At 63.3% G+C, this 25,083-nt stretch carries 23 protein-coding genes; 12 read left to right on the forward strand and 11 right to left on the reverse strand.

What is annotated here, in order from left to right; all coding sequences use genetic code 11:
• Nucleotides 1-73 precede the first annotated feature (73 nt).
• Nucleotides 74-1,183 carry an NAD-dependent epimerase/dehydratase family protein gene (locus ACQS5P_RS21745; RefSeq protein ID WP_428938716.1) on the forward strand — a complete coding sequence of 370 codons (1,110 nt, stop codon included), beginning with the start codon at nucleotides 74-76 and terminating at the stop codon, nucleotides 1,181-1,183.
• Nucleotides 1,184-1,216: 33 nt separating this feature from the next.
• On the opposite strand, the gene ACQS5P_RS21750 is transcribed toward ACQS5P_RS21745, so the two are convergent.
• Entirely contained in the window at nucleotides 1,217-2,869 is a 1,653-nt protein-coding gene (locus tag ACQS5P_RS21750; RefSeq protein ID WP_428938717.1) for a hypothetical protein, read from the reverse strand.
• A 194-nt stretch (nucleotides 2,870-3,063) separates the two neighbouring features.
• Between ACQS5P_RS21750 and ACQS5P_RS21755 the strand changes: the two genes are divergently transcribed.
• The 3 genes from ACQS5P_RS21755 to ACQS5P_RS21765 all read left to right on the forward strand — a co-directional run bounded on the left by ACQS5P_RS21755 (nucleotide 3,064) and on the right by ACQS5P_RS21765 (nucleotide 5,324).
• Complete coding sequence (locus tag ACQS5P_RS21755) at nucleotides 3,064-4,107, forward strand: ATP-binding protein (RefSeq protein ID WP_428938718.1); 1,044 nt, start codon at nucleotides 3,064-3,066, stop codon at nucleotides 4,105-4,107.
• A 16-nt stretch (nucleotides 4,108-4,123) separates the two neighbouring features.
• Nucleotides 4,124-4,837, forward strand: a complete 714-nt coding sequence (locus tag ACQS5P_RS21760; protein ID WP_428938719.1) for a response regulator transcription factor — start codon at nucleotides 4,124-4,126, stop codon at nucleotides 4,835-4,837.
• 145 nt (nucleotides 4,838-4,982) lie between these two features.
• Complete coding sequence (locus tag ACQS5P_RS21765) at nucleotides 4,983-5,324, forward strand: STAS domain-containing protein (protein ID WP_428938720.1); 342 nt, start codon at nucleotides 4,983-4,985, stop codon at nucleotides 5,322-5,324.
• 13 nt (nucleotides 5,325-5,337) lie between these two features.
• Here ACQS5P_RS21765 and ACQS5P_RS21770 read toward each other — a convergent pair whose 3' ends face one another.
• Nucleotides 5,338-6,852 carry a hypothetical protein gene (locus tag ACQS5P_RS21770; RefSeq protein WP_428938721.1) on the reverse strand — a complete coding sequence of 505 codons (1,515 nt, stop codon included), beginning with the start codon at nucleotides 6,850-6,852 and terminating at the stop codon, nucleotides 5,338-5,340.
• A gap of 134 nt (nucleotides 6,853-6,986) precedes the next feature.
• On the opposite strand from ACQS5P_RS21770, the gene prfA reads away from it, so the two are divergent.
• Nucleotides 6,987-8,090, forward strand: a complete 1,104-nt coding sequence (prfA, locus tag ACQS5P_RS21775) for a peptide chain release factor 1 (protein ID WP_428938722.1) — start codon at nucleotides 6,987-6,989, stop codon at nucleotides 8,088-8,090.
• Between the two features lie 16 nt (nucleotides 8,091-8,106).
• On the opposite strand, the gene ACQS5P_RS21780 is transcribed toward prfA, so the two are convergent.
• The 6 genes from ACQS5P_RS21780 to ACQS5P_RS21805 all read right to left on the reverse strand — a co-directional run bounded on the left by ACQS5P_RS21780 (nucleotide 8,107) and on the right by ACQS5P_RS21805 (nucleotide 14,344).
• A complete protein-coding gene (locus ACQS5P_RS21780) occupies nucleotides 8,107-9,573 on the reverse strand; it encodes a hypothetical protein (protein ID WP_428938723.1) in 1,467 nt (488 codons plus the stop codon).
• Between the two features lie 225 nt (nucleotides 9,574-9,798).
• Nucleotides 9,799-10,974: a hypothetical protein gene (locus tag ACQS5P_RS21785; protein ID WP_428938724.1), complete on the reverse strand. Its 1,176-nt coding sequence runs from the start codon at nucleotides 10,972-10,974 to the stop codon at nucleotides 9,799-9,801.
• A 160-nt stretch (nucleotides 10,975-11,134) separates the two neighbouring features.
• Entirely contained in the window at nucleotides 11,135-11,947 is an 813-nt protein-coding gene (locus tag ACQS5P_RS21790) for a DUF4198 domain-containing protein (protein ID WP_428938725.1), read from the reverse strand.
• The gene (locus ACQS5P_RS21795; RefSeq protein WP_428938726.1) at nucleotides 11,944-12,663 is read right to left on the reverse strand and encodes a type II secretion system protein; all 720 of its coding nucleotides are present in this window, start codon (nucleotides 12,661-12,663) and stop codon (nucleotides 11,944-11,946) included. Before ACQS5P_RS21795 ends, ACQS5P_RS21790 begins: the two co-directional genes overlap by 4 nt.
• Before the next feature lie 250 nt (nucleotides 12,664-12,913).
• Nucleotides 12,914-13,291 carry a DUF2946 family protein gene (locus tag ACQS5P_RS21800; protein WP_428938727.1) on the reverse strand — a complete coding sequence of 126 codons (378 nt, stop codon included), beginning with the start codon at nucleotides 13,289-13,291 and terminating at the stop codon, nucleotides 12,914-12,916.
• A gap of 135 nt (nucleotides 13,292-13,426) precedes the next feature.
• Complete coding sequence (locus tag ACQS5P_RS21805) at nucleotides 13,427-14,344, reverse strand: DUF1559 domain-containing protein (RefSeq protein ID WP_428938728.1); 918 nt, start codon at nucleotides 14,342-14,344, stop codon at nucleotides 13,427-13,429.
• Between the two features lie 222 nt (nucleotides 14,345-14,566).
• On the opposite strand from ACQS5P_RS21805, the gene ACQS5P_RS21810 reads away from it, so the two are divergent.
• From ACQS5P_RS21810 to ACQS5P_RS21820, 3 genes are all read left to right on the forward strand, one after another.
• Nucleotides 14,567-15,265 (forward strand): DUF3826 domain-containing protein, encoded by a 699-nt coding sequence (locus ACQS5P_RS21810; RefSeq protein ID WP_428938729.1) that lies wholly within the window; start codon nucleotides 14,567-14,569, stop codon nucleotides 15,263-15,265.
• 107 nt (nucleotides 15,266-15,372) lie between these two features.
• Entirely contained in the window at nucleotides 15,373-17,004 is a 1,632-nt protein-coding gene (locus ACQS5P_RS21815) for a pectate lyase family protein (RefSeq protein WP_428941054.1), read from the forward strand.
• A 97-nt stretch (nucleotides 17,005-17,101) separates the two neighbouring features.
• The gene (locus tag ACQS5P_RS21820) at nucleotides 17,102-19,099 is read left to right on the forward strand and encodes a hypothetical protein (RefSeq protein WP_428938730.1); all 1,998 of its coding nucleotides are present in this window, start codon (nucleotides 17,102-17,104) and stop codon (nucleotides 19,097-19,099) included.
• An 83-nt stretch (nucleotides 19,100-19,182) separates the two neighbouring features.
• On the opposite strand, the gene ACQS5P_RS21825 is transcribed toward ACQS5P_RS21820, so the two are convergent.
• Entirely contained in the window at nucleotides 19,183-19,650 is a 468-nt protein-coding gene (locus ACQS5P_RS21825) for a DUF1854 domain-containing protein (RefSeq protein WP_428938731.1), read from the reverse strand.
• A gap of 44 nt (nucleotides 19,651-19,694) precedes the next feature.
• Entirely contained in the window at nucleotides 19,695-21,944 is a 2,250-nt protein-coding gene (locus ACQS5P_RS21830; RefSeq protein ID WP_428938732.1) for an ABC transporter ATP-binding protein, read from the reverse strand.
• A 134-nt stretch (nucleotides 21,945-22,078) separates the two neighbouring features.
• Here ACQS5P_RS21830 and ACQS5P_RS21835 point away from each other — a divergent pair, with 134 nt between their 5' ends.
• Nucleotides 22,079-22,798, forward strand: a complete 720-nt coding sequence (locus tag ACQS5P_RS21835; RefSeq protein ID WP_428938733.1) for an SDR family oxidoreductase — start codon at nucleotides 22,079-22,081, stop codon at nucleotides 22,796-22,798.
• A gap of 34 nt (nucleotides 22,799-22,832) precedes the next feature.
• Here ACQS5P_RS21835 and ACQS5P_RS21840 read toward each other — a convergent pair whose 3' ends face one another.
• Complete coding sequence (locus ACQS5P_RS21840) at nucleotides 22,833-23,441, reverse strand: ribonuclease HI family protein (RefSeq protein WP_428938734.1); 609 nt, start codon at nucleotides 23,439-23,441, stop codon at nucleotides 22,833-22,835.
• Between the two features lie 137 nt (nucleotides 23,442-23,578).
• Between ACQS5P_RS21840 and ACQS5P_RS21845 the strand changes: the two genes are divergently transcribed.
• The 3 genes from ACQS5P_RS21845 to ACQS5P_RS21855 all read left to right on the forward strand — a co-directional run bounded on the left by ACQS5P_RS21845 (nucleotide 23,579) and on the right by ACQS5P_RS21855 (nucleotide 25,074).
• Complete coding sequence (locus ACQS5P_RS21845; protein WP_428938735.1) at nucleotides 23,579-23,971, forward strand: PilZ domain-containing protein; 393 nt, start codon at nucleotides 23,579-23,581, stop codon at nucleotides 23,969-23,971.
• A 166-nt stretch (nucleotides 23,972-24,137) separates the two neighbouring features.
• Nucleotides 24,138-24,626: a hypothetical protein gene (locus ACQS5P_RS21850; RefSeq protein WP_428938736.1), complete on the forward strand. Its 489-nt coding sequence runs from the start codon at nucleotides 24,138-24,140 to the stop codon at nucleotides 24,624-24,626.
• Nucleotides 24,627-24,639: 13 nt separating this feature from the next.
• Nucleotides 24,640-25,074 (forward strand): hypothetical protein, encoded by a 435-nt coding sequence (locus ACQS5P_RS21855; protein WP_428938737.1) that lies wholly within the window; start codon nucleotides 24,640-24,642, stop codon nucleotides 25,072-25,074.
• Nucleotides 25,075-25,083: the final 9 nt, after the last annotated feature.

Here is a 25,083-nt window from a genome sequence, read left to right on the forward strand (position 1 = left end):
TGGCCAAAACCCGCGGTTTTCACCGCTCCTCGGCGCCTGCTTTGCACTTCGACGACCACCAGGAGATCACCCGATGATGAATCAGCCCAATGACCACCGTGAAATCGTCGCCGTCACCGGCAGCAGCGGGTTGATCGGTGCGGCGGTAGTGCGGCGGTTGGCGTCGAGCTACCGCGTGATCGGCTTTGACCGTCCGGGCCTGCCCCAACCCCCGGAGGAGGCCGACGCCGTTGACATCGATCTTGCCTCCGACGACAGCGTTCGCGACGCCCTGCGGCACGTCTTCGACAACGATGCACAGCGGCTGGCGTCGGTGATCCATCTGGCGGCGTACTATGACTTTGCCGGCGAGCCAAGCCCACTCTACGAACAGGTTACCGTCCGCGGCACCGAACGCCTGCTCAACGGACTCCGCGAGCTTGGCTTCACTGTCGAGCAATTCGTCTTCTCCAGCACGATGCTCGTGCACGCCCCCTGCGAGCCAGGACAGGCGATCAACGAAGACTGGCCGATCGATCCGAAATGGGACTACCCCAGGTCGAAAGTGCGGACCGAGCAGGTCATACGCGAACTGCGCGGCGACATTCCGGCGGTATTGCTGCGCATCGCTGGGGTCTACAATGACCAGGGCAACTCCATCCCGCTCGTGCACCAGATGCAACGAATCTTCGAAAGACAGCTCACCGGCCGGGTCTACCCCGGCAGCACTTCCCACGGGCAGGCATTCGTGCATCTGGACGATGTCGTCGAGGCGATCTGGCTGACCGTGCAGAATCGCCGCCACCTTCCGCCGCTAACCGTCCTGCTCATCGGCGAGGACCGCACGCTCAGCTACGACGAGCTTCAGCACACCTTCGCACGAGAGATCCACGGCACCGACGCGAGCTTCGAGACGCAGCGCGTCCCCAAGACGCTGGCCAAGGTCGGCGCGTGGGTGCAGGACAAGCTCCCCGGCCAGGCATTCATCAAGCCCTGGATGATCGATCGCGCTACCGATCATTACGAGCTGGACATCACTCGCGCGCGCAACCTGCTCGGCTGGGAGCCGAAACGCTCGCTGCGCGACACTCTGCCGAAGATGGTCGAGTCGCTGAAGCGTGATCCGCTGGCGTGGTACCAGCGCCACGAGCTGGAGCCGCCAAACTGGCTCAAGCAGCAGCCATCGGCGGCAAGACACGCTTGAGCGGCCGCGCCAGCAGGCGGCGAACCGCGCGCATCACTCTAAAGCCTGTGAGCCGCCCACCGTCACGCTCAGTGGTCGGTAAACGCCGTTGATCATCTCACTGGCGGCGGCGAAATCGGCGCCGCCGTCGCCCGACTCCGATAGCCCCATCGTGAAAACGTTGGCCACGGCCGTCAGAAGCTGATCCGGCGGGGCGCCCGGATTGTTGTGCCGCCCGAACCCGAACACCGTCATGTTATCTTCCAGATTGAAATACGAATCCTCCAGTTGATCGGGCGTATTGTGTACGAAGTAGAAGTACCGGCCGTTGGCCCCCACATCGCTGTCCCGGAAGTAGACCCATTCCTCGCCGTTGTCCGAACCGAGCCCGTCGGTGTCGCTCCAGGTTTCATCGATGGAATGCACAGAGCCGTCACTGAGCACCACCGTGTCGTTGGCGTCCAGCCCTCCGCCGGGCGTGCCTTCGTACAGGAAATAGTAAGGCTGGTTCATCGACAGCACTGTCTGCCGGGCGAAGGTGGGGTAAAACTCCCACTGCACCCTGTTGCCGTCGGAGTCGGTGGACTCCAGCACGGTCCGCAGCGGACCCCGGGAAACGATCTCGGTGGTAACGTCGTGGCCGGCGCCGGGATGAAACCCGGCCGGCCCCATGTTCGGTATGCCACGGAATCCCCCTGCCGAGCCGGGGTTGGAGTTGGAGTTCCAGCTCACCCAGTCGTTGCCGTCGACATCGACGATGCTGGAAAACCCGCCCTCGGCCTTCTGGTAGAAGTACGTGGCGACGGGGGTTTCGATCCGCACCGACTCGAAGCCCTCATCCGTAACATTGTCGGTGGTCCTGACCAGAGGCGTAAAAGTCGGCGCGCTGAAGCTGCCCGTGGTGTCGAAATAGACCTGGTAACGCCGCACGGCATTGGCCGCCGTCTCCCCCTTGACCAGAAAGACCAGCGTACCGGAGGCATTGGAGGCCGCGTCGTACCCGGCCGCCTTGTCGAACTGGAACGGCACGTTTTCATCGATGACGGTCTTTGCATCCGAGGCATATTCGATGACCCGGATCGACTCTTCGATCAGCGCGCCGCTTCGTCCCAGGCGGCTGAGAATCGTCGTGAAGTTGATCGGACGCTGGACGGGATAGTCCGTGCGGGAAAAGGCGCCGACGTTGACGGAAATCGGGGTGCGGAAATGCCAACTGGTATTCCACCAGCCCGGCGGCGGAGAAGCGGTTTCCGGGTCGTTGTCCTGAATCGTAATGGTTGTCTGGCGGTTGACGAGCGGAAACGTGTTGTTGACGATGCGGATAATGACGGTCTCATCGCCCTCGACGAGACTGTCGTTTCGAGGGTATAGGTTAACCAGGGCGCTGCGCGCGCCGGCGCGAATCAGCACCTTGCCCTTGAGCGTGTAGAAGTCGGATCCCTGGGTGGCGGTGCTGGCGGCGGTGACGGTGTACTTGACCGTCAGCGGCTCGGTAATCGGCCCGGTGGGACGTTGGATCACGAACTGTCCGCGGCCCGACCGCAGTGGATCCGTCTCCGAGGCGGTCGCGTCGGTGGCGGCAATGGTCAGGCTCGTGCCGGCCAACAGCGCTCGCGACTCCAGAGTTTCGATCAGTGCCGCCTGCAATGCGGATGTCCGTCGATGCTGGCACTTCTGCAACTTCTGTCGATCCGTCAAACTACGCATAACCTTGCTTTCCCTGGTGAGCTTGTCCGTGATGCTTCTTGCTGGTTGTGGGTCGAGCAGTATCGATACGCATCGGCTTCCCGGCCAAGTAGAGGATCACCGCATTTGCACTGGCTGATCCCCGATTGGATGTCGGGAAGTCCCTGAGCTTCTAGGCGGCATGTCAATGAGATAACTTAAGGCGCGATCGGCCGATGCCCACCCCCCGAATCATCCTTCGCCAGACGCACGCGGTTGTTGATCGCCTGACCGCGCGGTGGTACGCGCGCTACGGCATTGCGGTGGGGATCATGGTGTTGGCTGGCGGACTGGCGATGCTGGGGCGAGCTTCGCCCGACGGGCAGCAGATCGCGCTGCCGCTGTTCGTTGGTGTTCTGGCCGCCAGCGCGATCGGCGGGCTGGGGCCGGGGCTTGTGGCCACTGCCCTGGCCCTGGTCAGCGCCTGGCAGATCCTGCCCGCTGCGCAGACCATCCAGCTTCGTGCACTGGCGATCCAGTGCCTGCTGGTCAGCGCCGTCGGCGGCGCGTTGCGGAGCACTCGTCTGAAGGCACGCCAACGCCTGGAAGCCAATCTGCGCCTCGAACAACAGGTCCTGGAGATCAGCGACGACGAGAGGCGACGCATCGGTCATGACCTGCACGACGGCCTGGGACAGCACCTCACCGGCATCTCGCTGCTCAGTGAGACCATGGCCCAACAGCTCCAGTCCGGACGGCAACCGGACCCGGCCAATGTCGAAACCATCACTCGGCTGGTCAGCCAGGCGGTCGGCATCACCCGCGATTTGGCCAAGAGCCTCTCGCCCGTGACGCTCGAGCGCGACGGGCTGGTGGCAGCGCTCGAGGAACTGGCGGAGATGACTTCGGCCCTGTTCAACATCAACTGCACGGCGGACTTCGACGAGCCGCAGCTTGTGCTGGATCGCGCCCGCTCGCAGCACCTGTATCGCATCGTCCAGGAGGCGGTGAACAACTCGATTCGCCATGGCAAGGCGCGAAACGTCCGCATCACGCTTCGCCGCCCGCAACGAGACCTGCTGGCCGTTACCATCGTGGACGATGGATCGGGCCTGTCCAGCAAGACCACGGCCAACCCGGGACTGGGGTTGCGGATCATGGAATATCGCGCCAGAATGCTGGGAGCGTCGCTGACCGTCGAACGGGCCTCGGAAGCCGGCGGAACAGTCGTGACCTGCTGCTGCCCGCTGAACGGCCCGGCGAGCAGCGCACGCAGTTGATTTCGGAGTCGATTCGATGCCTGTACCGACTACCACCGCAATGGATACCAGCACCGCACAACCACACCAGCGAGTCTTCGGCGTGCTGCTGGTGGATGATCATCCCATCGTCCGACAGGGACTGGCCCAGCTCATCAACGCCGCCGGTGACCTGAGCGTTTGCGGCGAAGCCTCAACCGCCTCTGAAGCCCTGGACCTGCTGAACCGCACCAATCCCGACGTGGTCATCGTGGACATTTCCCTGACCGACCGCAACGGCGTGGAGCTGATCAAGGACATCGTCGCCCAGCGCCCCGGACTGCCCTGCCTGGCGCTGTCCATGTATGACGAGGCGATGTACGCGCTGCGGGTGCTGCGTGCCGGCGGACGCGGGTACATTATGAAGCAGGAAGTGCCCAAGAAGGTGATTGCCGCGATACGCCAGGTGCTGGCCGGTCATGTGTATCTCAGCGAGGCGATGTCCACGCGGCTGGTGGACCAGGTGGTGAACTCGTCACCCGGCTCGATGCCGCCAGTGGCGGAGTTGAGCGACCGCGAGCTTGAGGTCCTCACGCTGATCGGCCAGGGCCAGAGCACGCGCGAAATCGCCGAAAAACTCTATCTGAGCGTCAAGACCGTCGAAGCCCATCGCGAGCGGATCAAGGACAAGCTCAAGCTCAAGAACGGAACGGAGTTGTTGCGTTACGCGATGAAGTTCACGCTCGACGGCAGCGCGCCGGCAGGCGGATGATCAGCAGACGGGACGACCGGCAGATGGGACAACCTGAAGCGCAATCGCGACAGCCCGTCACCCTGTCACCCCGGCTCAGGTCGTCCCCTGCACTGCCTGGCTTCACGCCTTGTCACCTGGCTTACTTGCCGCTACCGTACCAGCCATGCCGCTGGAAAAATGGTCGGACAAAGTGAACGTGCTGCATTTGGCGGACGACCCGCAGTTCACGGACGATCTTCAGGCGCTTGAGGCGCAGCTCAGCTCCAAGCCCGCCGACGTCGTGCTCGACTTCGCCGCCGTCCACTTCATCAATTCCTCCAACATCGCCCGCCTGCTGAAGCTGCGAAAGCAGATGATCAACACGGACCGCAGGCTGGTCCTGTGCGGCGTAAGCACGCAGGTCTGGGGGACATTCCTGGTCACCGGCCTGGACAAGGTCTTCCAGTTCGCCGACAACGTCATGCTCGCCCTGGCGACGATTCAGATCTCCCAACCAGCGCAGTAGCACTCCTCGCTGACTATCTTCTTCGCCAGATCGTTTCCTGCCCGATTTGCGATTCGGGTGTGTAGCGATCCTTGACATACTGTTCAATTTGCCGCCAGGCGTGGCGAAAGTTCTCGGCGCGGACGGGCGAGCGCATCAGGTGAAGGCACTGGCTGGTCTCCACTCGCAGCTTCGCTTCCACATCCGTCGGCAGAATGATGTAGTGCGGGCGACGCTGCTCGAAATCGCCCAGCAACAGCGGCGTGTACTCCAGCGCCGCCGTGTCGTGATTGCCGAAGATGAACATGATCGGATAGCGTGCCCCGGGTCGCAGGCCAGTCTCCAGCAGCAGCCGCGGCATCGAATCCTGCCAGACGCGATCCCCCGGCAAGGCGCGCTCCAGCAGATACCGGCTGACCGGCAGCACCGTTGGCTGGGGATGCTTCAGCACTTCCATCGAGCCGATCAGTGAGAGGATCATCACAGGCGCCAACGCCGCCGTCAGACGGACCGGATCATTTCGCCGGGGGATCATCCCGAACAGCAGCGCCGCCGGCGCCGCGATCGGCAGGAAGTGATACGCATACATCCGCCGCTGCATCACCGCGCCCAGCAACTCCAGCACAAGCCACACAATCGCGAAGATCACCTGGGCATGCGCAGGCCACGGGTCGGTCGCGTCGCGACGCTGCACCCAACCCCTGACCACGATCGCAAACCCCGCCAGGACCAGCACCGTGATCGGCTTGAGCACGTCCTCGTGCCAGACCAGCGGTGTCTGGGATGCGTAGAGCGATATCTGGCGATACAGCTCCGGCAGGTCGCGCAAAGTGTCAGTTGAGACCAGATAGATGATCACAGTTGCGGCGGGTATCGACAGCCCCAGCACAGTCGCTGCGGCGATCCTGGCAAACGGCGCCAGCGGGCGGGCACGCAGCACGAGCATCACGACAGCGAACGCGCCCAATGGCGCCAGTCCGGTCGGTTTGAGCATCGCGGCGCAGCCTGCGGCCAGCCCGACCACGAACGCATCGGCCATCCAGCGCAGGCGGATCGCCTCCATCGCCGCGCATGCCGCCAGGATCGCAAAAAAACTCTGGAGGGTTTCGAGCTGGAAGCCGCCGAACACGCCGACGCTGAAGTTGAGGTACACCACCGCCGCCAGGAGGGTCGGCAGGCGTGCCTGTTCACCAACGTTTCTGGCCGCCGAGCGCGCCAGCATCCATCCTGCACTCAGCGCCAGACTCGTCTGGAGCAGCACGTAAGCCGGCCAGCAGGTGCCGAACGCGCGCCACGCCAGACTGGTCATCAGCCCCACACTGGGAAACTTGTTGTCGATGATGTCGTGTCCGAAGCGCTGGCCATCGCACACACTCTTGCCCAGGTACACGAACATGGCCGCGTCGTGGTCGAACGGCCGGACCAGATACGCCAGCCTGCCCGCCAGCGCCGTCAGCAGGCAGGCAGTCGTCAGCAATGCCACGGCCGCTTTCAGCCTGGCCACGCGCTGCCAGCCCAGCACAAATGTCGGTGCCGAAAGTACTGTCACAGGCTGAATATCGGTCCGGCGGCGACAGCGGCACAGGTTTTTGCAGGACCTGCAAGTACCTCGCGGGTGAGACGTGTGCCACGCCGGTCCGGCACGGTCGCCATCCCGGCCCGATAACGCTATGCTTTACCGCGATGTCGCAGAACGGCAACAACTCCAGATTCATCCAGAAACTTGCCGAAATGGCCGGCAGATTCGATGAGCTTCAGGCGATGCTGAACGACCCGCAGGTCCTTTCCAATCCCCAGCGGATCGTGTCGGTCAGCAAGGAGGCCGGCCAGCTCGAGCCCATCGTCCGCAAGTTCCGCGAGTATCAGCGCGCCGCCGCCGCCGTCGAAGAACTGCAAAAGCTCATTCAAAACAAATCCGATCCGGAGATGGCCCAGCTCGCCGAAGCCGAGCTGCCCGAAGCACAGCGCAAGGCCCAGCGCCTGCTGGAGGAGCTGAAGGATCAGTTCCTGGAAGCTGAAGACAGCGCCGTGGACAGCTTCTTTCTGGAGATCCGTGCCGGCACTGGCGGAGAAGAGGCGGCCCTGTTCGTCCGCGACTTGTTCGAGATGTATCGCAAATATTGTGAAAGCAAGGGATGGCGGTTCGAGGTCAGCGATTTCTCCCCCACCGATCGCGGCGGGTTCAAGGAAGTCATCGTCAACATCCGTGGCCCCGGCGCGTATCACCGCCTGCGTTTCGAGAGTGGAGGGCACCGCGTGCAGCGCGTCCCCGAGACCGAGGCCCAGGGTCGCATCCACACCTCCGCCGCCACCGTCGCGGTTTTGCCGGAAATGCCCGATGTCAAAATCGAGATCAATCCCAGGGACGTGGAGGAGAGCGGTTGCCGGGGCGGTGGGCCCGGCGGGCAGAACGTCAACAAGGTCGAGACTGGCTGGCAACTGCTGCACAAGCCCACCGGGCTGCGATTCAAAATGACCGAGCACAAGAGCCAGGCCCAGAATCGCGAACGCGCCTGGGCTCTGCTGCGGGCCACACTCTACGAAATGGAGCAGGCCAAGCTTCATGCCGCCCAGGTCGGCGCCCGCCGCGCCATGATCGGCAGCGGCGACCGCTCGCAACGAATCCGCACCTACAACTTCCCTCAGAATCGATGCACCGATCACCGTCTGGGCGGCGAGGGCGGGGAGAAAAACTTCAACCTCGACCAGATCATGCAGGGCCAGCTCGACCCCCTCATCGACGCCCTTCTGGAGCTGGACAAGCGCCAGCGCCTGGAAAGCCTGTAAGACCTGCTGCCCGCGGTCAGCGGTCGCGGAATCCCTGAGTGGTCGAAGCCGGGCGGGTGGCCGCCTTCCACTGTCGGAACTGACGCCAGTCCATGATCGGCACGAATCCGCGTTCCAGCGCCGGCTGGATCCAGTCGATCCGCGCTGAATTGAGCATGAAGATCTTGCCCCGTGGAGTGATGATCCCGGGCATGCGCTGGTCGTGCAGCTCGGCCGGATAGAACAGCGTGGCGCCGGAAGCCACCACCGCCACATCGGAGGAGCTTTCGGGAATGACGGTGATCCCCTCGGCACGCCAATCGAGCATCAACTGAAGCCAGTCGAACGGCTCGATCCACCACCAGGTTCCCTGCGGACACTGGGCTGCGTCCCAGTAGACATAGCGCACGCCCGCGGCCTTCAGGTCGGCGCGAAGCTTGTCGATGAACTGCCGATGCCGGGCGGCGCGAAAGTTGGCCGGCGTGCCATCCATCCCCGTGAACTGCGGAGCGATCAGGCAACCGAAGTTGCCGTTGAGCAGAGTGCTGGCGGCGGCGTATTCGGCGAACCACGGGTACTTGCGATGATCCGGCTCGAAGACATACGTCTCGGGGCGCGGCTCGCCGCTGGACCACTGAATGTAGCCCCTCGCCCCGTTGTTCATCAGACCCCGTACGATGCGGCACAGGTCCCCTCGCCGATACTGCCTGCCATCCACGCTCGGCCAATCGCTGCTGGTCCACGGCCCGACCACGTCGCAAGTGGCTTCAGTGATCTTGAGCTTGTCCATCCACGGCAGCAAAAACGCCTGGCGGTAGTGGTGCAGGTGGGCATCGGGCAGGCCTTTTTCGTACTTGCGGATCTCAAGGACGGCGTTCAGCGTCTGCCCGCGATCCAGGTACGGGTGAAAGCTGACGAACGGGCCGGCCTGTCCGTCGCCGCTGATCACCCAGTTGATGTGGGTGAAGACGAGCTGATCGTTCCAGGCGGTGACCCCCACTCCGCTGCCGTCGCGGTCGTCGTAGAAGATCATCAGCGGTGAATAGGCATAACCCGGCCAGGCGCCGGCGTTGCCGTGCTGCCACTGCCCACGTGGAAGATTCCAATCCACGATTCGCCCGCCGAAATAGGGGCTGTAGACGCGCAGCGAGTCGCGCGGCGCGGTCTGTAACCAGGGCAGATGGATTTCGATCGGCGCCTCGTGCCGCCGGGTCCAGTCGCCGCTCATGCTGATCTGCCAGACGATCCGGTCGGGCTGAAGCGTGCTGAGCACCGCCCGGACCTCCACCCCGTCGGGCGTGCGCCACGTGTGGTCATTGACGCGGGTTCCATACGCCTTGTCCATCCACAGCCCGGCGGGAGGATCGTCAGTGCCGATCGTCCAGGAGCGATCCGCCGCCGCCTGCCCGATCGCATCCGACGCGCCGCCGAGCGGCAATCCAATGGCCAGCAGAAACGTCGCGACCGTGAGGATGACATCAAGTAAACGGGCAAGGCGGCTCATGTGAGGCATGATAGTCCTTCAAGCGTGCGTATGCAGTCATGGATGCCCCGGCCCGACCCATCGTCCGGCTCAGAGCAGTAGACTGCGCCGCCCCTGCCACCCCTGGTGCGCATTTGATCCAGATCCGGCGCAACAGCCTCGCCCGGCCTAACTGATTTGAGCCGGATCAGGCACACACGGAACCCCCGTCGCCGATTTTTGCGGCTGCCGCGTTGCGCAGCGGCTTCACCCGGGGCGCAACGAAGCCGGTTGCGGCGGATCGATCCGATAGATCGCCCCGCCGATGCCGTAGCCGGCGCCATACGCATCGCCGGAGGTGACGAACACCCTTCCGGCCGAATCGACCAGCACGTTCTCGCTCTTCATCCTGGGGTTGTTGGTCAGCGCCGCCAGATCGGCCCAGGGCGCAGCTTGTCCCGTGCGGCCATCGAAGACGTGATTCGGATCCGGGCTGAAACGATAGACCCGCGCCGGCTGCGAGGAGATGACGTATAGATCCCCCTCCGGGCCGAAAACCATATCCGTGAGGTTGGCGCTGTGACGGGTCAGCGGATCGTACGGGTCAAACCGCGCGATCAGTTCGCCCTCGATGGGCTGCACCGGCAGGCCTTCGCCATCGAGCCGGATGCGGACAATCGTCGAGCTGGTGCGAAAACCGATGTACAGCCAGCCGTCGCGCTCGGCCAGCATGCTGTGTCCAAGGTGGCTTTGCACTCCATAACCGCGAATGCGGATTCTGTCGTCCATGACCCAACAGCTTTGCGGCGGCGGCGCGTCGGGGTCGTGCGCAATCTGCGACAGGTCGTAACGCACCAGCAGGCTGTTGTCCTTGGCCACGCAGTACAGCCAGCGCCCGACGACCAGGCAGTTGTCCGGGCCATTGAGCCGTCCGTGCGGCGGCGGTGAGGTCTGCGGGTCGTGGTGTGGATAGTTCCCGCCGGCCTCGAGGCTGTGACGCTCCACCTCGTACCACTTTCCGCTGCGCGTGTCATAGCGAAGTACGGCGTCGTTGACGTTCTTGCTAAAGCTGCCGCCGGTGCCCGGCTGTTCGGGCTTGTCGATGCCACTGAAAGCGCAAATGTAGAAGTTGCGGGTAACAGGGTCGTAGCGGAGCGTGCAGTACGGTCGATCCGTCTGGCGGTCCTTCGTCGCAGGCACGGCAGTGCGATCGAACAGCTTGAAAGGCGGCTCGGTCGGCGCGGCGTAGACGACCCCGTTCGCCCGCACCGCGGGCGAGACGTGGCGTTCGGTCACAGGCTGGGCAATGTCGGGATCGACACTGAAGATCGTGCCGGCCTGGTCGTCGATCGCGCCGTCCGCCCCGCCGGACTCCCGAACGCGTCCCCGCGCCAGCACGTAGAGCCTGCCATCCACGAGCTGAAGCCCGCGTGGAAACGGCACCGCCGTGCTCACTCGGTAAAGCTGCTCGACCGTGACGGCAGGCGCGGCCGTATGAGTGGCGGATGAATGGGGCGACGTGCGCGGCGGGCGGTCGCACCCGGCCAGTCCCAACAGCCACACCGCCGCGCACGTCAGACACACCCATCTCAATGCAGGCCCCTCATTCCGGACAACACGGACAGATCGCCGGCACGTACACCGTCAACGTCGCCGAGTACTTCGTCGAATCATACCCGCTGCCCTTTTCCGTGTCGTCGTCGTGATGGGCAACGATCAGAAAGTAATTGGCGTCGTCAGGCTCGAAACTGGCGATGCCATCGGCGTCGGTCTTTCGCTGGTACTTTTCATCGAAGCCTTCCTTCAGCGTCTGCCCGCGCGGAATGAACGAGATGGTCGCGTTCGCCAGCGGCCGGCCGTTGCGCAGCAGTTGCACGCGAATCGCCGAGCCCGGGCCCATCGGCGTGACTGGATTGGTCAACGGAACCAGCTCCAGTCCGTGCCCCAGAACACGATCGTAGCCGCCCGCGTCATGCGGCACCTGATCAAGGCTCCTGCTGGCCAGGAAAAACGTCTTGGCGCTCTTGATCGAGCGCTTGGGCGCATAGCTCACGACCTGCTCGGACGTCTGCACGATCATGTGCACCCCCGGCTTGCTCGTGCGGAACCTGCCCGCCCAGTACCCTTCCTTCGGGGCCATGCCCTGATCCACCAGCGAAGGCTCAAGGTCATGCCGGCTACCGTCCGGCTCGATCAGCTCCAGGCGACTGCTGGCCAGATCGACCTTGCCGGCCAGCCTGAAGTCGCGATGCTCGTTGCCGTGATTGCCGAGCATCAGATCGAAGAACACGACGTCGCCCACGCGGACGAGATTCGTGTTGGTCTGCACCCAGGAGTCATGTGCGACAACCCAGGTGGCGCCGACCAGCAACGCCATAACAGCCCCCAGTGCGATGTTGATGCGTGTCATTCTCATTGCAGATTCCACAATTGATCCTGATAGTTGATGTCAAACACGTTGGTGATGCCGTTGGGAATGTAGGTTCCGGTCGGCCCGGGGTAGAACGGCGGGCGCATGGGCAGGCGCTCGGCGTGGCCGTCCACAAACCCCACGCCGACGGTCTGCCGCGGGTGACGCCGATGGTCCGGGCGGCAGGAACTGGAAGTGGCGGGTCGCGACGGCGGCCAGCAGTGTGTCGCCAGCGACGGCGCGCCTGCGGGCGAGTCCATCAGCCCGGCGTCACACAACGCCACCGTCTCGCTCCATCTGCGAATCCGGTTCAGGCGAACGCCGTTCAGGTTCGTGTTGAAGCCATAGCTGGCCTGGACCGAAACCCGATCGTTCGCCGGGCAGTGCCAGGCTTGATTCGCATCGTTGTCGGCGTTGTTGCGCCCCTGCCGAAGATACGGATACAAAAGCTCCTTGCGATCCCTGGGCGGAGTGTTTCCGATCGCGGGGATGAAGGTCACGTACAGTTTCTTGTCCTGGGCATACATCAGAGCGGCGGTGGCAAGCTGGCGCAGATTCGACGTGCAGGCGACGGCTTTGGCCTGCGCGCGCGCCGCCGTCATCGCCGGCAGCAGGATGCCCACGAGCATTGCGATGATTCCGATCACAACCAACAACTCAACCAGAGTAAACGCGCGGACTGGGCGCGAGCGTCGCGCCGGCCACGCACAAATGCCGTTCATTGGTGTTCCTCCAGACCGGTCTGTCGTCCCGGCCGATCTCCCGCAGACTGGCGGCGAAGATTGATCAACAGACTGTGAGCCTGATGCGCTGTGCGCCGCTCGGGCCGACCGTGTCAGCGGCGCCTGGCCCGTGCGAAGAAAGCGAGTTTGGCTACGACCAACGTTTGGTCATGGACGGGTCCGGCATGGCCGGGACGGCCATGACACTGAGAAGTTGATGTTCGATCATGGTGACCGCGCGCACAGCGGCTCAGCCCAGGGCCGGTGGTGCGCGACTGTCGTAGGCGGGGATGAGCTGGAGTGATTCAAAGGCAACAGGCCTGGGGATCGGCACCAAAGCCGTGAGTTCCAGCGGCGGCGGGCGCAGATCGACCACGGGCGGGGCCGTAAGCCTGGCGGCAAAGAAGCAGATGGCGCAGCGTGCGCGGTCGCGGGGCGTGGGCTTGTCGGTAGGCGAGGAGTCCGAGCCGCCCCCGCCACAGCAGCCGGAGCACGCGACCCTTCCGCTCGCCGGATCATCCGACCCGCCGGGCAGCGTGACGATGCCTCGGGTGTGCCCGGGCAGGATGACGTTCAGCCAGAGCGTCTGGAAGAGGATCAGCGCGATGTGCCCGATCCTGGGCCGCATGATAAGCAGGATACCCCCAGAATATAGATATGTCAATCCAGATATCCTGTTTATTTTCCATCGCAACCAGCTTCTGCCCCGGCGCGGGTCCGTGCCGGGCTGGTCCCCTGCTTTGCCGCCCCGCCTGACGATAGCTCACTTCATGTCGGGATCAAAGTACTTGCGCTTGAACACATCGTTGCGGTTGAAGAATTCGGCGTGGCCGTCGGCGAAGGCGACATTGCCCCGCGCATTCTGCGAATTGCGTTTGTTCTTCAGTTCGTGGCGTTCGGCGATGGCGGTGTAATCCTTCCGCGGGTCATCGGCGTTGCCCAGCACCACCGTGGGGTTGTACTCGCCATTGTTGACCGTCTTTTCCGATTCATCGATGTAAAGGATGACCTCGGACGGGCGGCGAACCTGGTTCATCTTGCGTTGATGCTTCAGGTCGCCCAGATACAGCGAGCCGTCGGGTTGCTCGGCGACGGTCTTGTTGCCGAACAGAATGTTCATCGAATAGCTGTAGCGGTAGATTCCCCGCCCGCCGTTCAAATCAGCCGCGAACGCCACCCGCTGCTGGAGGTTGTCCGACGGACAGCGGAAGATCTTCTCCAAAGTGGGATTGACCTCGTGGGCCCGGCGATAGTCTTCCGCGGACGTTCCGTTGTTGGGATTGTGATCCACCACCCGCGCGCCCAGATACTTGGCCAGCGCCGAATAGGTGATGTTCTGGTCCCATGTGCCCGGATACAGTTGCCCGGTGACGTAGTCGATGCGCCTTCGCCAGGCGATCCATCCCCAGTAGCGTTTGGGATCGACGCCGCCGTCGCCGGAATCGATGCCCTGCCCGGCGCGTCCGGGGTACAGCCCTTTGTTGTCATTGCAGTACGCGACGGTGGCGGTCGCGATCTGCCGCAGGTTGCTCAGGCACTGGATCTGCCGGGCGCTCTCCCGGGCCTTATTCAGGGCCGGCAGAAGGATCGCGATAAGCGCCGCGATGATGCCGATGACGACCAAAAGCTCGACAAGAGTAAAGCCAGACGTGTTGCCAGCGATGCGTTTGCCACGATTCATAGAAGCCTCCGCGCCTCAACTCCATTCGCCGGACAGCCATTCTATCCGTTGTTACCCCTGGCTTTGCACGTGGCATCGGTTACATGAAACGACAATACCTTTGCACATTTGGCAACCTCCGGTAGCAAAGCGGCCCGCCGGTGGTATAGGCAGATGTGCAGTCGCCGATACTGGCGACGTGCGGTACCATGAGAATGTTGCTGGCCTGAGGAGATGTTCACCATGTTCATGCCGAACGGGTTGAAATGGATCGTGCCCCTGCTGCTGGTCATGCCGTGGGTTGCGTCGGCGGCTCAGACTCCGCCCGCGGGCGAGGATGCGGCCTACACCGAAATGCTCAACAAGCGAGCCGAGAAGATCGTCGCGGCGTTGAGCCTCGCCGATGCCGACAAGGCCCAGCAAATCAAGCAACTGCTCATCGAACAGTATCGCAGTCTCAAGCAGGTTCACGACGCACGCGACGCGAAGCTCAGGCAGCTCAAGGAGCAGGCCGGGCCAACCACCAGGCCGTCGCCGGAGCAGGTCAATCGCGTGAAGGATGAGGCGCAGGCGCAACTCGATCAGCTCAACGCCGAGTTCGTCGGGCGGCTCTCGTCGCTGCTCACGCCCGAACAGGTCGAGATCGTCAAGAACGAGATGACCTACAACGTCCTGCCGATCACCTATCGCGGGTTTCTGGACATGCTGCCGGATCTGACCCAGACGCAGAAGGCGACGATTCTCCAGATGCTCACCGAAGCGCGTGAGAAGGCGATGACCGGCGGGACATCCGAGGAAAAGCACGCCTGGTTCGGCAAATACAAGGGGCGGATCAACAACTATCTCTCGAAGGAAGGATACGATCTGAAGAAGGCGAGCAAGGAATGGCAGGAGCGGCTGAAGGCGCGGCAGCAACAGCAAAGCGGCGCTACGACCAGGTAATGGCCGCCAGGGCGCGGTGAGCGCCCAGGCGGACGGTGCCCAGACTGCAAACCCGAAGTGTTTTTCAGGAGCGATCAACGATGACCAGGCGACGTGTGGCAGTAACGATGGCAGTGGCCGCCTCGATGGCGGCGGTGGCGATGATGTCGGCGGGCGAGCGGGCACAGGCGCAGTACCCAACGGTTCCGCCGGAAGTGGCTGAGGCGTCGAACCGCGCCAAGGCCGCCGCCAATGCCCGTTCGGATGTCGCCTGGCAGAAGGCGCTGCCCATCATTCAGGAATGGGCCGGCAAGGGTAAGCCGTACATCCCCTGGGCACAGACGCCTGGCGATCTGCCGCAGGCGAGCATTCCGGCGTTCCCCGGCGCCGAGGGAGGCGGAGCATACAGCTTCGGAGGTCGCGGCGGCAGGGTCTTCGTCGTCACTTCGCTTGAAGACAGCGGACCGGGGACGTTCCGCGAGGCCTGCGAGGCCGCCGGGCCGCGAATTGTCGTCTTCAATGTCGCGGGGATCATCCGCCTGAAGGATCGCGTGCGCATCCGCGCTCCCTATATCACGATCGCGGGCAACACGGCGCCGGGCGACGGCGTGTGCATCGCCGGCGCCAATGTCGCTGTCGATACCCATGACGTGGTCATCCGACACATGCGCTTCCGCCGCGGCGAAACCAACGTCGGTGACCGCGACGACTCGATCGGCGGAAACCCCATCGGCAACATCATGATCGACCACGTCTCGGCGAGCTGGGGGCTGGACGAGAACATGTCGATGTACCGGCACATGTACGACCACGACAACAACTCCGAGACGCCGGCCCTGAAGCTGCCCACCGTCAACATCACGATCCAGAACTCGATCTTCAGCGAATGCCTGAATACGTACAATCATGCCTTCGGCTCGACGATCGGCGGGTACAACAGCACCTTCCATCACAACCTGTGGGCGAACAACACGGGGCGGAATCCATCGGTGGGAATGAACGGCGATTTCGCGCTGGTCAACAACGTGATCTACAACTGGCGGCACCGCACGGTGGACGGCGGAGATCACCTCAGCTACTTCAACATCATCAACAACTACTTCAAGCCCGGTCCCACGACGCCCAAGGACGCGCCGATCGCGCATCGCATCCTCAAGCCCGAGGCGCAGCGCGGCAAGAACATCCCGCTGAACTTCGGCAAGGCATACGTGAATGGCAATGTCGTGGAAGGCAACGAGAAAGTGACCAAAGACAACTGGGCTGGCGGCGTGCAGCTCAACGAAGGCGTCAGCCTCGATGAGTTCCTGCCGAAAATCAGGGTGGACAAGCCATTCCCGATGGCCCACGTGACCACGACGACGGCCGAGCAGGCTTACGAGTACGTGCTGGCCAACGTCGGCGCGACCCTGCCGCGGCGCGACGCGGTGGACCAGCGGATCATCCAGGAGGTGCGGACCGGCCAGGCCACATACAAAGAGGGCAACGGCATCATCACCGACATCAGCCAGGTCGGCGGATACCCCGAGTACCGCGGCGAGCCGTACAAGGACAGCGACTCCGATGGAATGCCCGATGAGTGGGAAAGCAAGTACGGGCTGAATCCCAACGACGCTTCCGACGCCAGTGGCGATCTCAATGGCGACGGATACACCAACATCGAGAAGTACATCTTCAACATCGATCCGACCAGGAAGGTGGACTGGACCGATCCGAAGAACAACGTGGACACGCTGGCCAGACGGCAAACCGCGGCCAAATGAGCAACGGCGAACCGCACAGGGCAGAGAGCGGCGTGGCGTTGGGCCGCCTCTGCCCTGTGCCGTTTCTGTCCTCGGCATTCTGCTGGCTGATCCCGCAATGACGATTGAACTGAACGGCTTTTCGATCGAGCTGTCGCTGCACCTGTTTCGCCACGGGCACTGGGTGCCGATGAAACTGCATCCCACCGCCCTTGGTTTCACGGCGGACCATGATGAGTTGCACGCCGATCTGATCTTCGATGATCAGCGGGCCGAACGGATCAGCTATACGCTGTCGTTCACATCCCCCTACCGCACGCGGCTGCGGTTGCGGCTTCGTTTGCCGGATCAGACCGACCTTTTCCATCTGATTCCGGGAAACATTCACGGCGACAACAACGCGGCGCACGTTCGGCCGGGGGAGTTTCCGGTGCTGAGCAGCTCCCGCCCGCACGAGCGGAATTGCGCCCCGCTTTGGGAGTTCCGTGCCGATCGCGCGTCGCATCCGGTCTCGATCCTCTGCTGTGCCCGCGGCGCGGTGGGTGTATCGATCGAGCCGTATTCCAGTTGCGACGATGCCGATGAAGGCTTCATCCGCAATGGCGTGTTTGCGGCCCTTCCCGATGCCTGCGGCGTGTCGCTGGGATACGGCAATGATCCACTGACGTTCTCGGAGAAGACCGTATTCCTGCCGGCCACCAGCGATACGACTCACGGAAGCTCGGCGCGCGGCGCGATCTGGGCTTTGCGCGGCTCAGGCCGCGCCGAGGCGCACCGGATCATCCGCGCCCTCTACGATGAGCTTCGCCAGCGGCCGGTGCATGCGCGATCGTATCGGGATGCGCTTCGGGCGCTGGCCGATGCGTTCGCGGAAGTGAACTGGTCTGAGCAGTTGCAGCAGTACACCAACCGCAAGTGCCGCGTGCCAGTAGACCGGACGCTTCGCCCATGGCGCGCGATCGTGGAGATCGGGTGGACCGGGGGCAGCATGCTGGCGTACCCGTTCGCGCTGGCCGAGCAGATCTTTCCCGACCTGCGGCTGCCCAAGTCAGCGAGCCGGATCTTCGACGAGATCTGTGCCGGCTACAACGATGTCTCGGGGTTCATCAACGACACCGCGCTCAACCAGTTCACCAGAGATATCCCCGAGGGATGGAACCGCTCGACGATCAACGGCTGGTGGAGCGGTTTTTTGCCGCAGACACGCGACAACCACTGCGCCTACACCAATGCACACGCGGCGTACTACATGCTGCGGACATCGCTGCCTCCGTCAACACCCAGGGGCAGCGATGGCGGCAAGGACCCGAAGCAGTGGGTCCAGACGGCGCTCAGAGTTTTGGACACGGCCATGTCGCTTCAACGCGACGACGGTGCGTTCGGATACATCTTTTCCAGCACGCAGCGGAAGGTGATCGACTGGGACGGCTTTGCCGGGTGCTGGTTCGTCCCGGCGATGATCCACGCCTGGCAGATCACGGGGCAGACGCGCTATCGTGAATCGGCGGCCAGGGCAATCGAGTACTACGCGCGGTTCGTCGCCGAGCTGGCCTGCTGGGGCAGCCCGATGGACACGTTCAAGAGCATCGATTCCGAAGGCAATCTCGCTTTCATCCGGGCCACGCGGCTGATGCACGAGCTGACCGGCGACGAGCGATATCTGCCGCTGCTGGAGTCCGGGGCGAATTACGAGTACCTCTGGCGATATGGATTCCGCACGCGACCGCAGTGCCCGCCCCTGCGGGACAGCAACTGGAACAGTTGCGGCGGGACGATCACGTCGGTGTCCAATCCCCACATTCACCCGATGGGCGTGGTCGCAACCAGCGACCTGGAGTACCTGGCAAGGCTCTCAGGCGACCTGTACCACCAATCCCGCGCCGACGACGGCATCGCCTGGCTGATGAACACGATGGAGCTGTACCCGGACGTGATGGGCTATGGCCGCTATGGCGTGCTGTCGGAGCGAACCTGCCCCAGCGACGGCCTGCTGGCCGAGCGATACGCCGACACCGGCGAGCCGGCCAGCACCTGGTGGAGCTACAATGCCTGGGCCGCCGGCAGCGCGATGGAGGCGCTGGCCGTGCGAATCCTGGAAACGAAGGATCAAAGCTGAAGGATAAGGCAACGGGATGAAGCGCTCGAGCTCATCGACTTTATCCGCCTGCCTTCTGTTTCCTGGCTTCTGTCTGCCGGTTGTCACAACAGCGCTTCAAGCTTCTTTCGGCTGGATTCATCCAGCTCTTCCAGTCGCGGCAGTTCGTACACGTTGCCGTCGGCGTCCTTGACTGAGAAACGTCCATCCGGCATGAAGCGGATGTCCTCCCGTTCCTGGACGCGGAACTGCGCGGGGCCTCGATCGGTCTGCACCCGCCACTCCTGATGCCCGAAACGCACATCCACCTGTTCGATCCGGGTGATTCTGGGGATGAAGCTGTACTCGGTGAGCCATCGCTCGATGATCGCGCGTTGTGCCGGGTCGATCTGCTCCAGGTCGTCGATCAGGACCAGCTCCTTGCCCTCGGCGCTGCGAATGCTGACAAAGCGTGTGGGACAGGACCAAGGAAACGCGCGGCGGATGCGCACGTCTTTGGCATCCTCCTGTCCGGAGCGGCGCAGACAGAGGTTGCCCAGCTCATCCTCGTACAGCTCGAACGGTTCGATCATCTGTGTGGATCCCCGAGTGTGTGACAAAGCCGCGACCCTTTGGATCACCGGATCGCCACCATGCTGGCCATTTCCATCTGGGTCTTGTGAAGTTTGGCGTAGACGCCGTCGGGCTTGTTGACCAGCTCCTCATGCCGCCCCTGCTCGACGATCCGGCCCTTTTCCAGCACGAGCAGTCGATCGGCGGCCTGAAGCGTGCTGAGTCGATGCGCGATGGCGATGGTGGTTCTTCCCTCGACCAGGCGATCCAGCGCCTGCTGGATCTGCTTTTCGGTTTCGGTATCGACGGAGCTGGTGGCCTCGTCGAGGATCAGCAGCCTGGGATTGTGCAGGATGGCGCGGGCGATGCTGATGCGCTGGCGCTCGCCGCCAGAAAGCGACTGCCCTCGCTCGCCGACCATCGTGTCATAGCCGTCAGGGAAGCCGACGATGAAATCGTGCGCGTTGGCGGCCTTTGCGGCGCGGATGATCTCGGCCTCGCTGGCCTGCGGGTTGCCGTAGCGGATATTGTCGGCGATCGTGCCGTGGAACAGGTATGGTTCCTGGAGCACCATGCCAATCTGCCGTCGCAGCCACTTGACGTCGTAATCGCGGATATCGATGCCGTCGATCAGAATCTGCCCGTCGGTGACGTCGTAAAAACGGCACAGCAGGTTGACGAACGTGCTCTTTCCCGCGCCGCTGGGTCCGCACAGGCCGATCATCTGCCCCGGCTCGACGACGACCGAGACATCCCGCAGCGCCGGCTGCGCGCCCTCGTAGCTGAAACTGACATTGCGGAACTCCACACGGCCTTCCAGCCGATCCTTGCGAACGGCGCCGATACGCGAGTAAATCTCCGGCGGGGTGTCCAGAACCTCGAAGACCCGCTGCGCGGAACTGGCGGCGCGCGTCACCATCCGGTTGCTGTTGGCCAGCTCCATGATCGGCTGGTAGAACTGCCAGACGAACTGCGTAAACGCCACGAGCGTGCCGAGCGTGTACTTGCCCGTGTTGCCGTTGCGGATCACCAGGTATCCGCCCACCGCCCAGATCAGCAGCGCGCCGAAGCGCATCAGCGCGCTGACCGCCGGCTGAAGCTGCGTCCAGATGACATGGATCTCCTGCTCCTTGGCGGTGTATTCGTCGCTGCGGCGGTCGAAGCGTTCGATCTCGCGCTGCTCGTTGGCAAAAGCCTTGACCACGCGTATGCCCGGCACGGCGTCGCCGACGACGGCCGTCATGCGCGACCAGTAGGTCCACAATCGCCCGAACAGCCGCTGCATCTTCATCCCGCGGTAGTACGTCAACGCCCCCAGCAGCGGCAGCGGCGCCAGCGCGATGATCGCCAGCACCCAGTTCAACCAGAACATCACGATCGCGAAAAAGCCGATCATCGTGATGTCGCGCACGAGGTTGACCGAGCCGAAGACGATGAAATCCCACAGGCGATCCGTGTCGTTGGTGACGCGGGTGATCAGGCTGCCGGTGCGGCGCTTCGCGAAATAGCGCAGGCTCAGCTCGTGAAGGTGCGCGTAGACCATGTGCCGCAGGTCGGCGGTGACCTGCGTGCCCACCATCGCCAGCAGTCGCAGCCGCAGGCCCGCGAACGCCTCGCTGGCCAGGATCGTGCACGCCAGCAGCGCGATCCACAGCCACAACGCGCTCAGATCCAGTTTGGCGATCGCGTCGTCCATCACGTGCTTGTTGAAGATCGGCGGCAGCGTCGCCAGACCCGACACCACCAGCGTCAGCGCCAGCGCCCCCCAGATCTTGGCGCGGTAGGGCCTGGCCACATCGAGCAGTCGCCACAGGATCTTTCGCTTCTGGAGACACTGCGGGCAGACGCCTTCGGCGTAGGCGGGAATGAGCTGCCCGCACTTGGGGCAAAGCTCCTGCTGCTCGGCCTGTCGTTCGACCAGCTCAAGCCAGTCGGGTCGTTCTTCGGGGGGCTTGCCCTGCTTGTCGGGGATTCGCCGCGAGAGCTTGCGATGCAGTCGCGTGACGTCGCGCCGGAACCGCCGCGTGTAGCGCAGCTCGGTCAGCACCCGCCCGTGCCCGATGATCCGCAGCCGATCGACCCCCAGTCCTTCGACGATCCTGGCTTCGGTGATGCTCGACAGCGCGATCGCCTGAGCAGCCTGACTGTCCTGAAGTACGAACAGGTTCCGTTCGGTCAGCACCGCAAAATGCGAACAGTAGCGGTTGGATGAGTCCAGGTCGAACTGCGCCCAGGCGACGATCGTCTCGCCGTCGAGCTGTCCGTCAAACCGCTGGCGCAGGTCGGCCGGCAGGACGATCGGCGGCGCTACCATAGCCGTCCCCCCCGACGATAAGTTGGCGCTGGGGGCTGGCGATGAGACAGTTGGTTCCCCGATGGTGTTGGTCATACGTTTACCCAACGTGCGATTCTACTCATTGACGGGAGTTTTGCGGTATCCTCGCTGCCATGTCCAACGGAAAACCGCTGGCTCTGGTCACCGGTGGCGCCAGGCGGGTCGGGCGAGCCATCGTCGAAAAGCTCGCGCAAGCAGGCTTCGATGTGACCTTTACGTATCTCACCAGCGAGCGCGAGGCACAGGAACTGGCCGGGCGCATCGCCGGCCAGGCGATCCGCGCGGACCTGACGGATCCGGCCAGCGCCGTCGAGCAGATCGCCCAGGCGATGTCCATCCGCGCCCGGCGTCTGGACGTGCTGGTCAACAATGCCTCGCTTTACCAGCCCAGCCCCATCGACTCCACCGGTCTGCCTCAGATGCGCCGACTCATGGCGATCCATTACGAAAGCCCCCTGCTGCTGGTTCAGCGGTTGGCGCCGCAGCTTCGCGCCTCGCGCGGACACATCATCAACATGCTGGATCTGCTGGCGGAGCGCCCCTGGCCGCAGTACGCCGCCTACTGCGCCAGCAAGGCCGCCCTGTGGAATCTGACCCTGAGCATGGCGCGCGAGCTGGCCCCGGAAGTGACCGTCAACGGCATCGCCCCCGGCGTGGTTGAGTGGCCGGATGACTTCCCCGAACCCCAGCGGCAGGAGTACCTGCGGCGTGTCCCCCTCGGCCGGGCCGGCACCGCACAGGATGTGGCCAACCTGGTCCACTTCCTGATCACTCAGGGCCAGTACATCACCGGGCAGGTGATCCGTCTGGACGGCGGGCGCTGGCTGACCTGAACCGGCCGTCCCCGTCGCACCCTCGCACGCACTGTCACATCGGCTGCATCTTCATTCCGCACTGGCAGACAAAAGGCCGAAGCTGGTGCGGACGGATACCGGACGGACGCTGCACCTGGATCTGGCAGCCACAGCGCGGACAGCCAAAGCGCTGCCCGATCTTCGTGGCAACGGGCGAGGGTTGATCGATCGCGTCAACCTCGCGGCCGGACTCCCCGATGTCGGCGTCGGTCACGTCGGCGCGGCGGTCCATCGCCAGATTCGCCAGCTTGTCCGCCAGGCGATTGCCATGCCGCAGGTTGTGCTCGATCCGCGCCTCCTGGAACTGCCGCAGCAGCGACTGCGCCTGCTCGTACAGCGGGCGAAGTTTTTCATCCCTGACGCGGTATGCCCCCGTCATCTGGCGCACCACCAGCTCGCTGTCGCCGCGAATTACAACCCGACGCGCGCCCAGTTTTTTTGCCTGCTCCAATGCGGCGATCAGGGCGCGGTACTCGGCGATGTTGTTGGTGGCGTTGCCGATGTACTGCCCGAGCGTAAGCAGCGGCGTGCCGTCCTGAGCGCGGATCACCACGCCAATCCCCGCCGGTCCGGGGTTGCCTCGGCTGCCCCCGTCAAACTCCAGTGTCAGCAGTTCATCCATGACGGTTGAAGGTTTTACCCGTGGGCAGCGACTTTGGCTATCGCCTTGCTTCCGTGCAGGTCAGCACTGCCGGCGGCAGCCCATCGCATGCGATCCGGCTGAAGCCCGGCTTGTCCTCGCGACGATATAGAGGCTGTATGAGCTCTGCGCCCGCGAACCAGCCCCCCAGCGTATCGCCTGGCCAGACGCAACCGCCCGGCCGGATCCCGTCGCCGAGCAACCCTGCCACCATCCGCATCGGCTCGGAGCGGCGAAGGGAAATGCGCCGGCTCGCTCAGACCAAGGCCATTCTGACCGTACTGGACGGCCCGCTGGCCAACACGACCCACGAGATCATGACCCGCGACCTGTCGCTTAGCGGAGTATCATTCCTGCTCCGTCAGCCGCTGGCCATCGGGCAAGTCTGCCGGCTGGACATCCTGAGCAACGGCAGCAGCGGCAGTCGTGCATCACACCTGTGCGAGGTCGTCCGCTCCCGACCTTTAAGCAACGGCAAGCACGAGATGGCCGTCAAGTTCCGAGACAAATAGATGGGGTGAGTCTTGATGTCCGCTTGGCGCACCCACTGCTGACCGAACATATGATCGTATAATCGTATAATAGATGCCGGTTGCACCCGCTGCGGATCTTGTGGTATCGTTCAAGTTATAATGGACTGCAAAGAGGGGATGAACGCGATTCGCCTTGGTGGGTATCATGACGGAACAACAGGCCAACGCAATCAGCTCACCTTCTGATTCCTCTGCCAAGGTCCCCGAGATTCACGAGCACGAGTCATTCCGCCGCTACAAATTGATAGACTTGGACAACACCCAGATCGAACGTACGGCAAAAGAGCTGATCGAGGGCAGCAAGCTGCTGAGCAAAACCGACCTTTGGATCGCCAACTTCAGCGCGACCATTGAGCGCGTTCGCGAATGGTGCAATCGGCTGCGAGACAAACTCCAGATCGCGCTGGTTGAGATCCGCTCGAACAAAGTGTTGTTTTATTTTGTGCCGCAGTCGGATCGTTACGACCTGAGCCTTGGCAGCGAAATGACAGCTCTGGAGGTGGAGCTCGGCGGCAGCGCTGGGATCGGTTACGTCGAAACGCTCCAGGTTCCGGTCCGTTCGCTCGAACGCTTCGCTGGCCCCGGATCACTTCTGGTGTGGTCTCATGAGGGCCAAGGCGAGATTTCGCCTTGATTCACATTGGCAAATGCGCACAAGCACAGTGGACGCGGAGCATCAGCGACGTGTAAAACAGCACGTGGATCAGTGGCGTCACAATCGGCGGTTTGCCAAGACGATAGCTGCCGAGTTCCGTGACTGGCAGATCAACGTCATCTTCTACACTGCGCTGCACGTGATCGACGCGGCACTTGCGAGCCTCGGCGTGACGGTCGCCGACCACCAGCAGCGCAACGATCAGGTGCGCAACAACGCCTCTTTCGCAGCCATACGAACGCAGTACCTCGATCTGTACCGCATCTCGCGAATCACCCGCTATGACCCCGATCCCGACCGGTGGTTGCCGCAGGAGTATCTGACCATCACCGATCTGGTCGAGGCCCTGCTCAAGCCCATCGAAAATGGCATCGGACCGCTGATCAGCAAGGCGATCAAGTTTGAGCCGCTCTCGCTTCAAGAGTGATGAGTCGCG

Source organism: Fontivita pretiosa (genome assembly GCF_050410795.1).
In the GTDB taxonomy this organism is placed as follows: Bacteria; Planctomycetota; Phycisphaerae; order Tepidisphaerales; family Tepidisphaeraceae; genus Fontivita; species Fontivita pretiosa.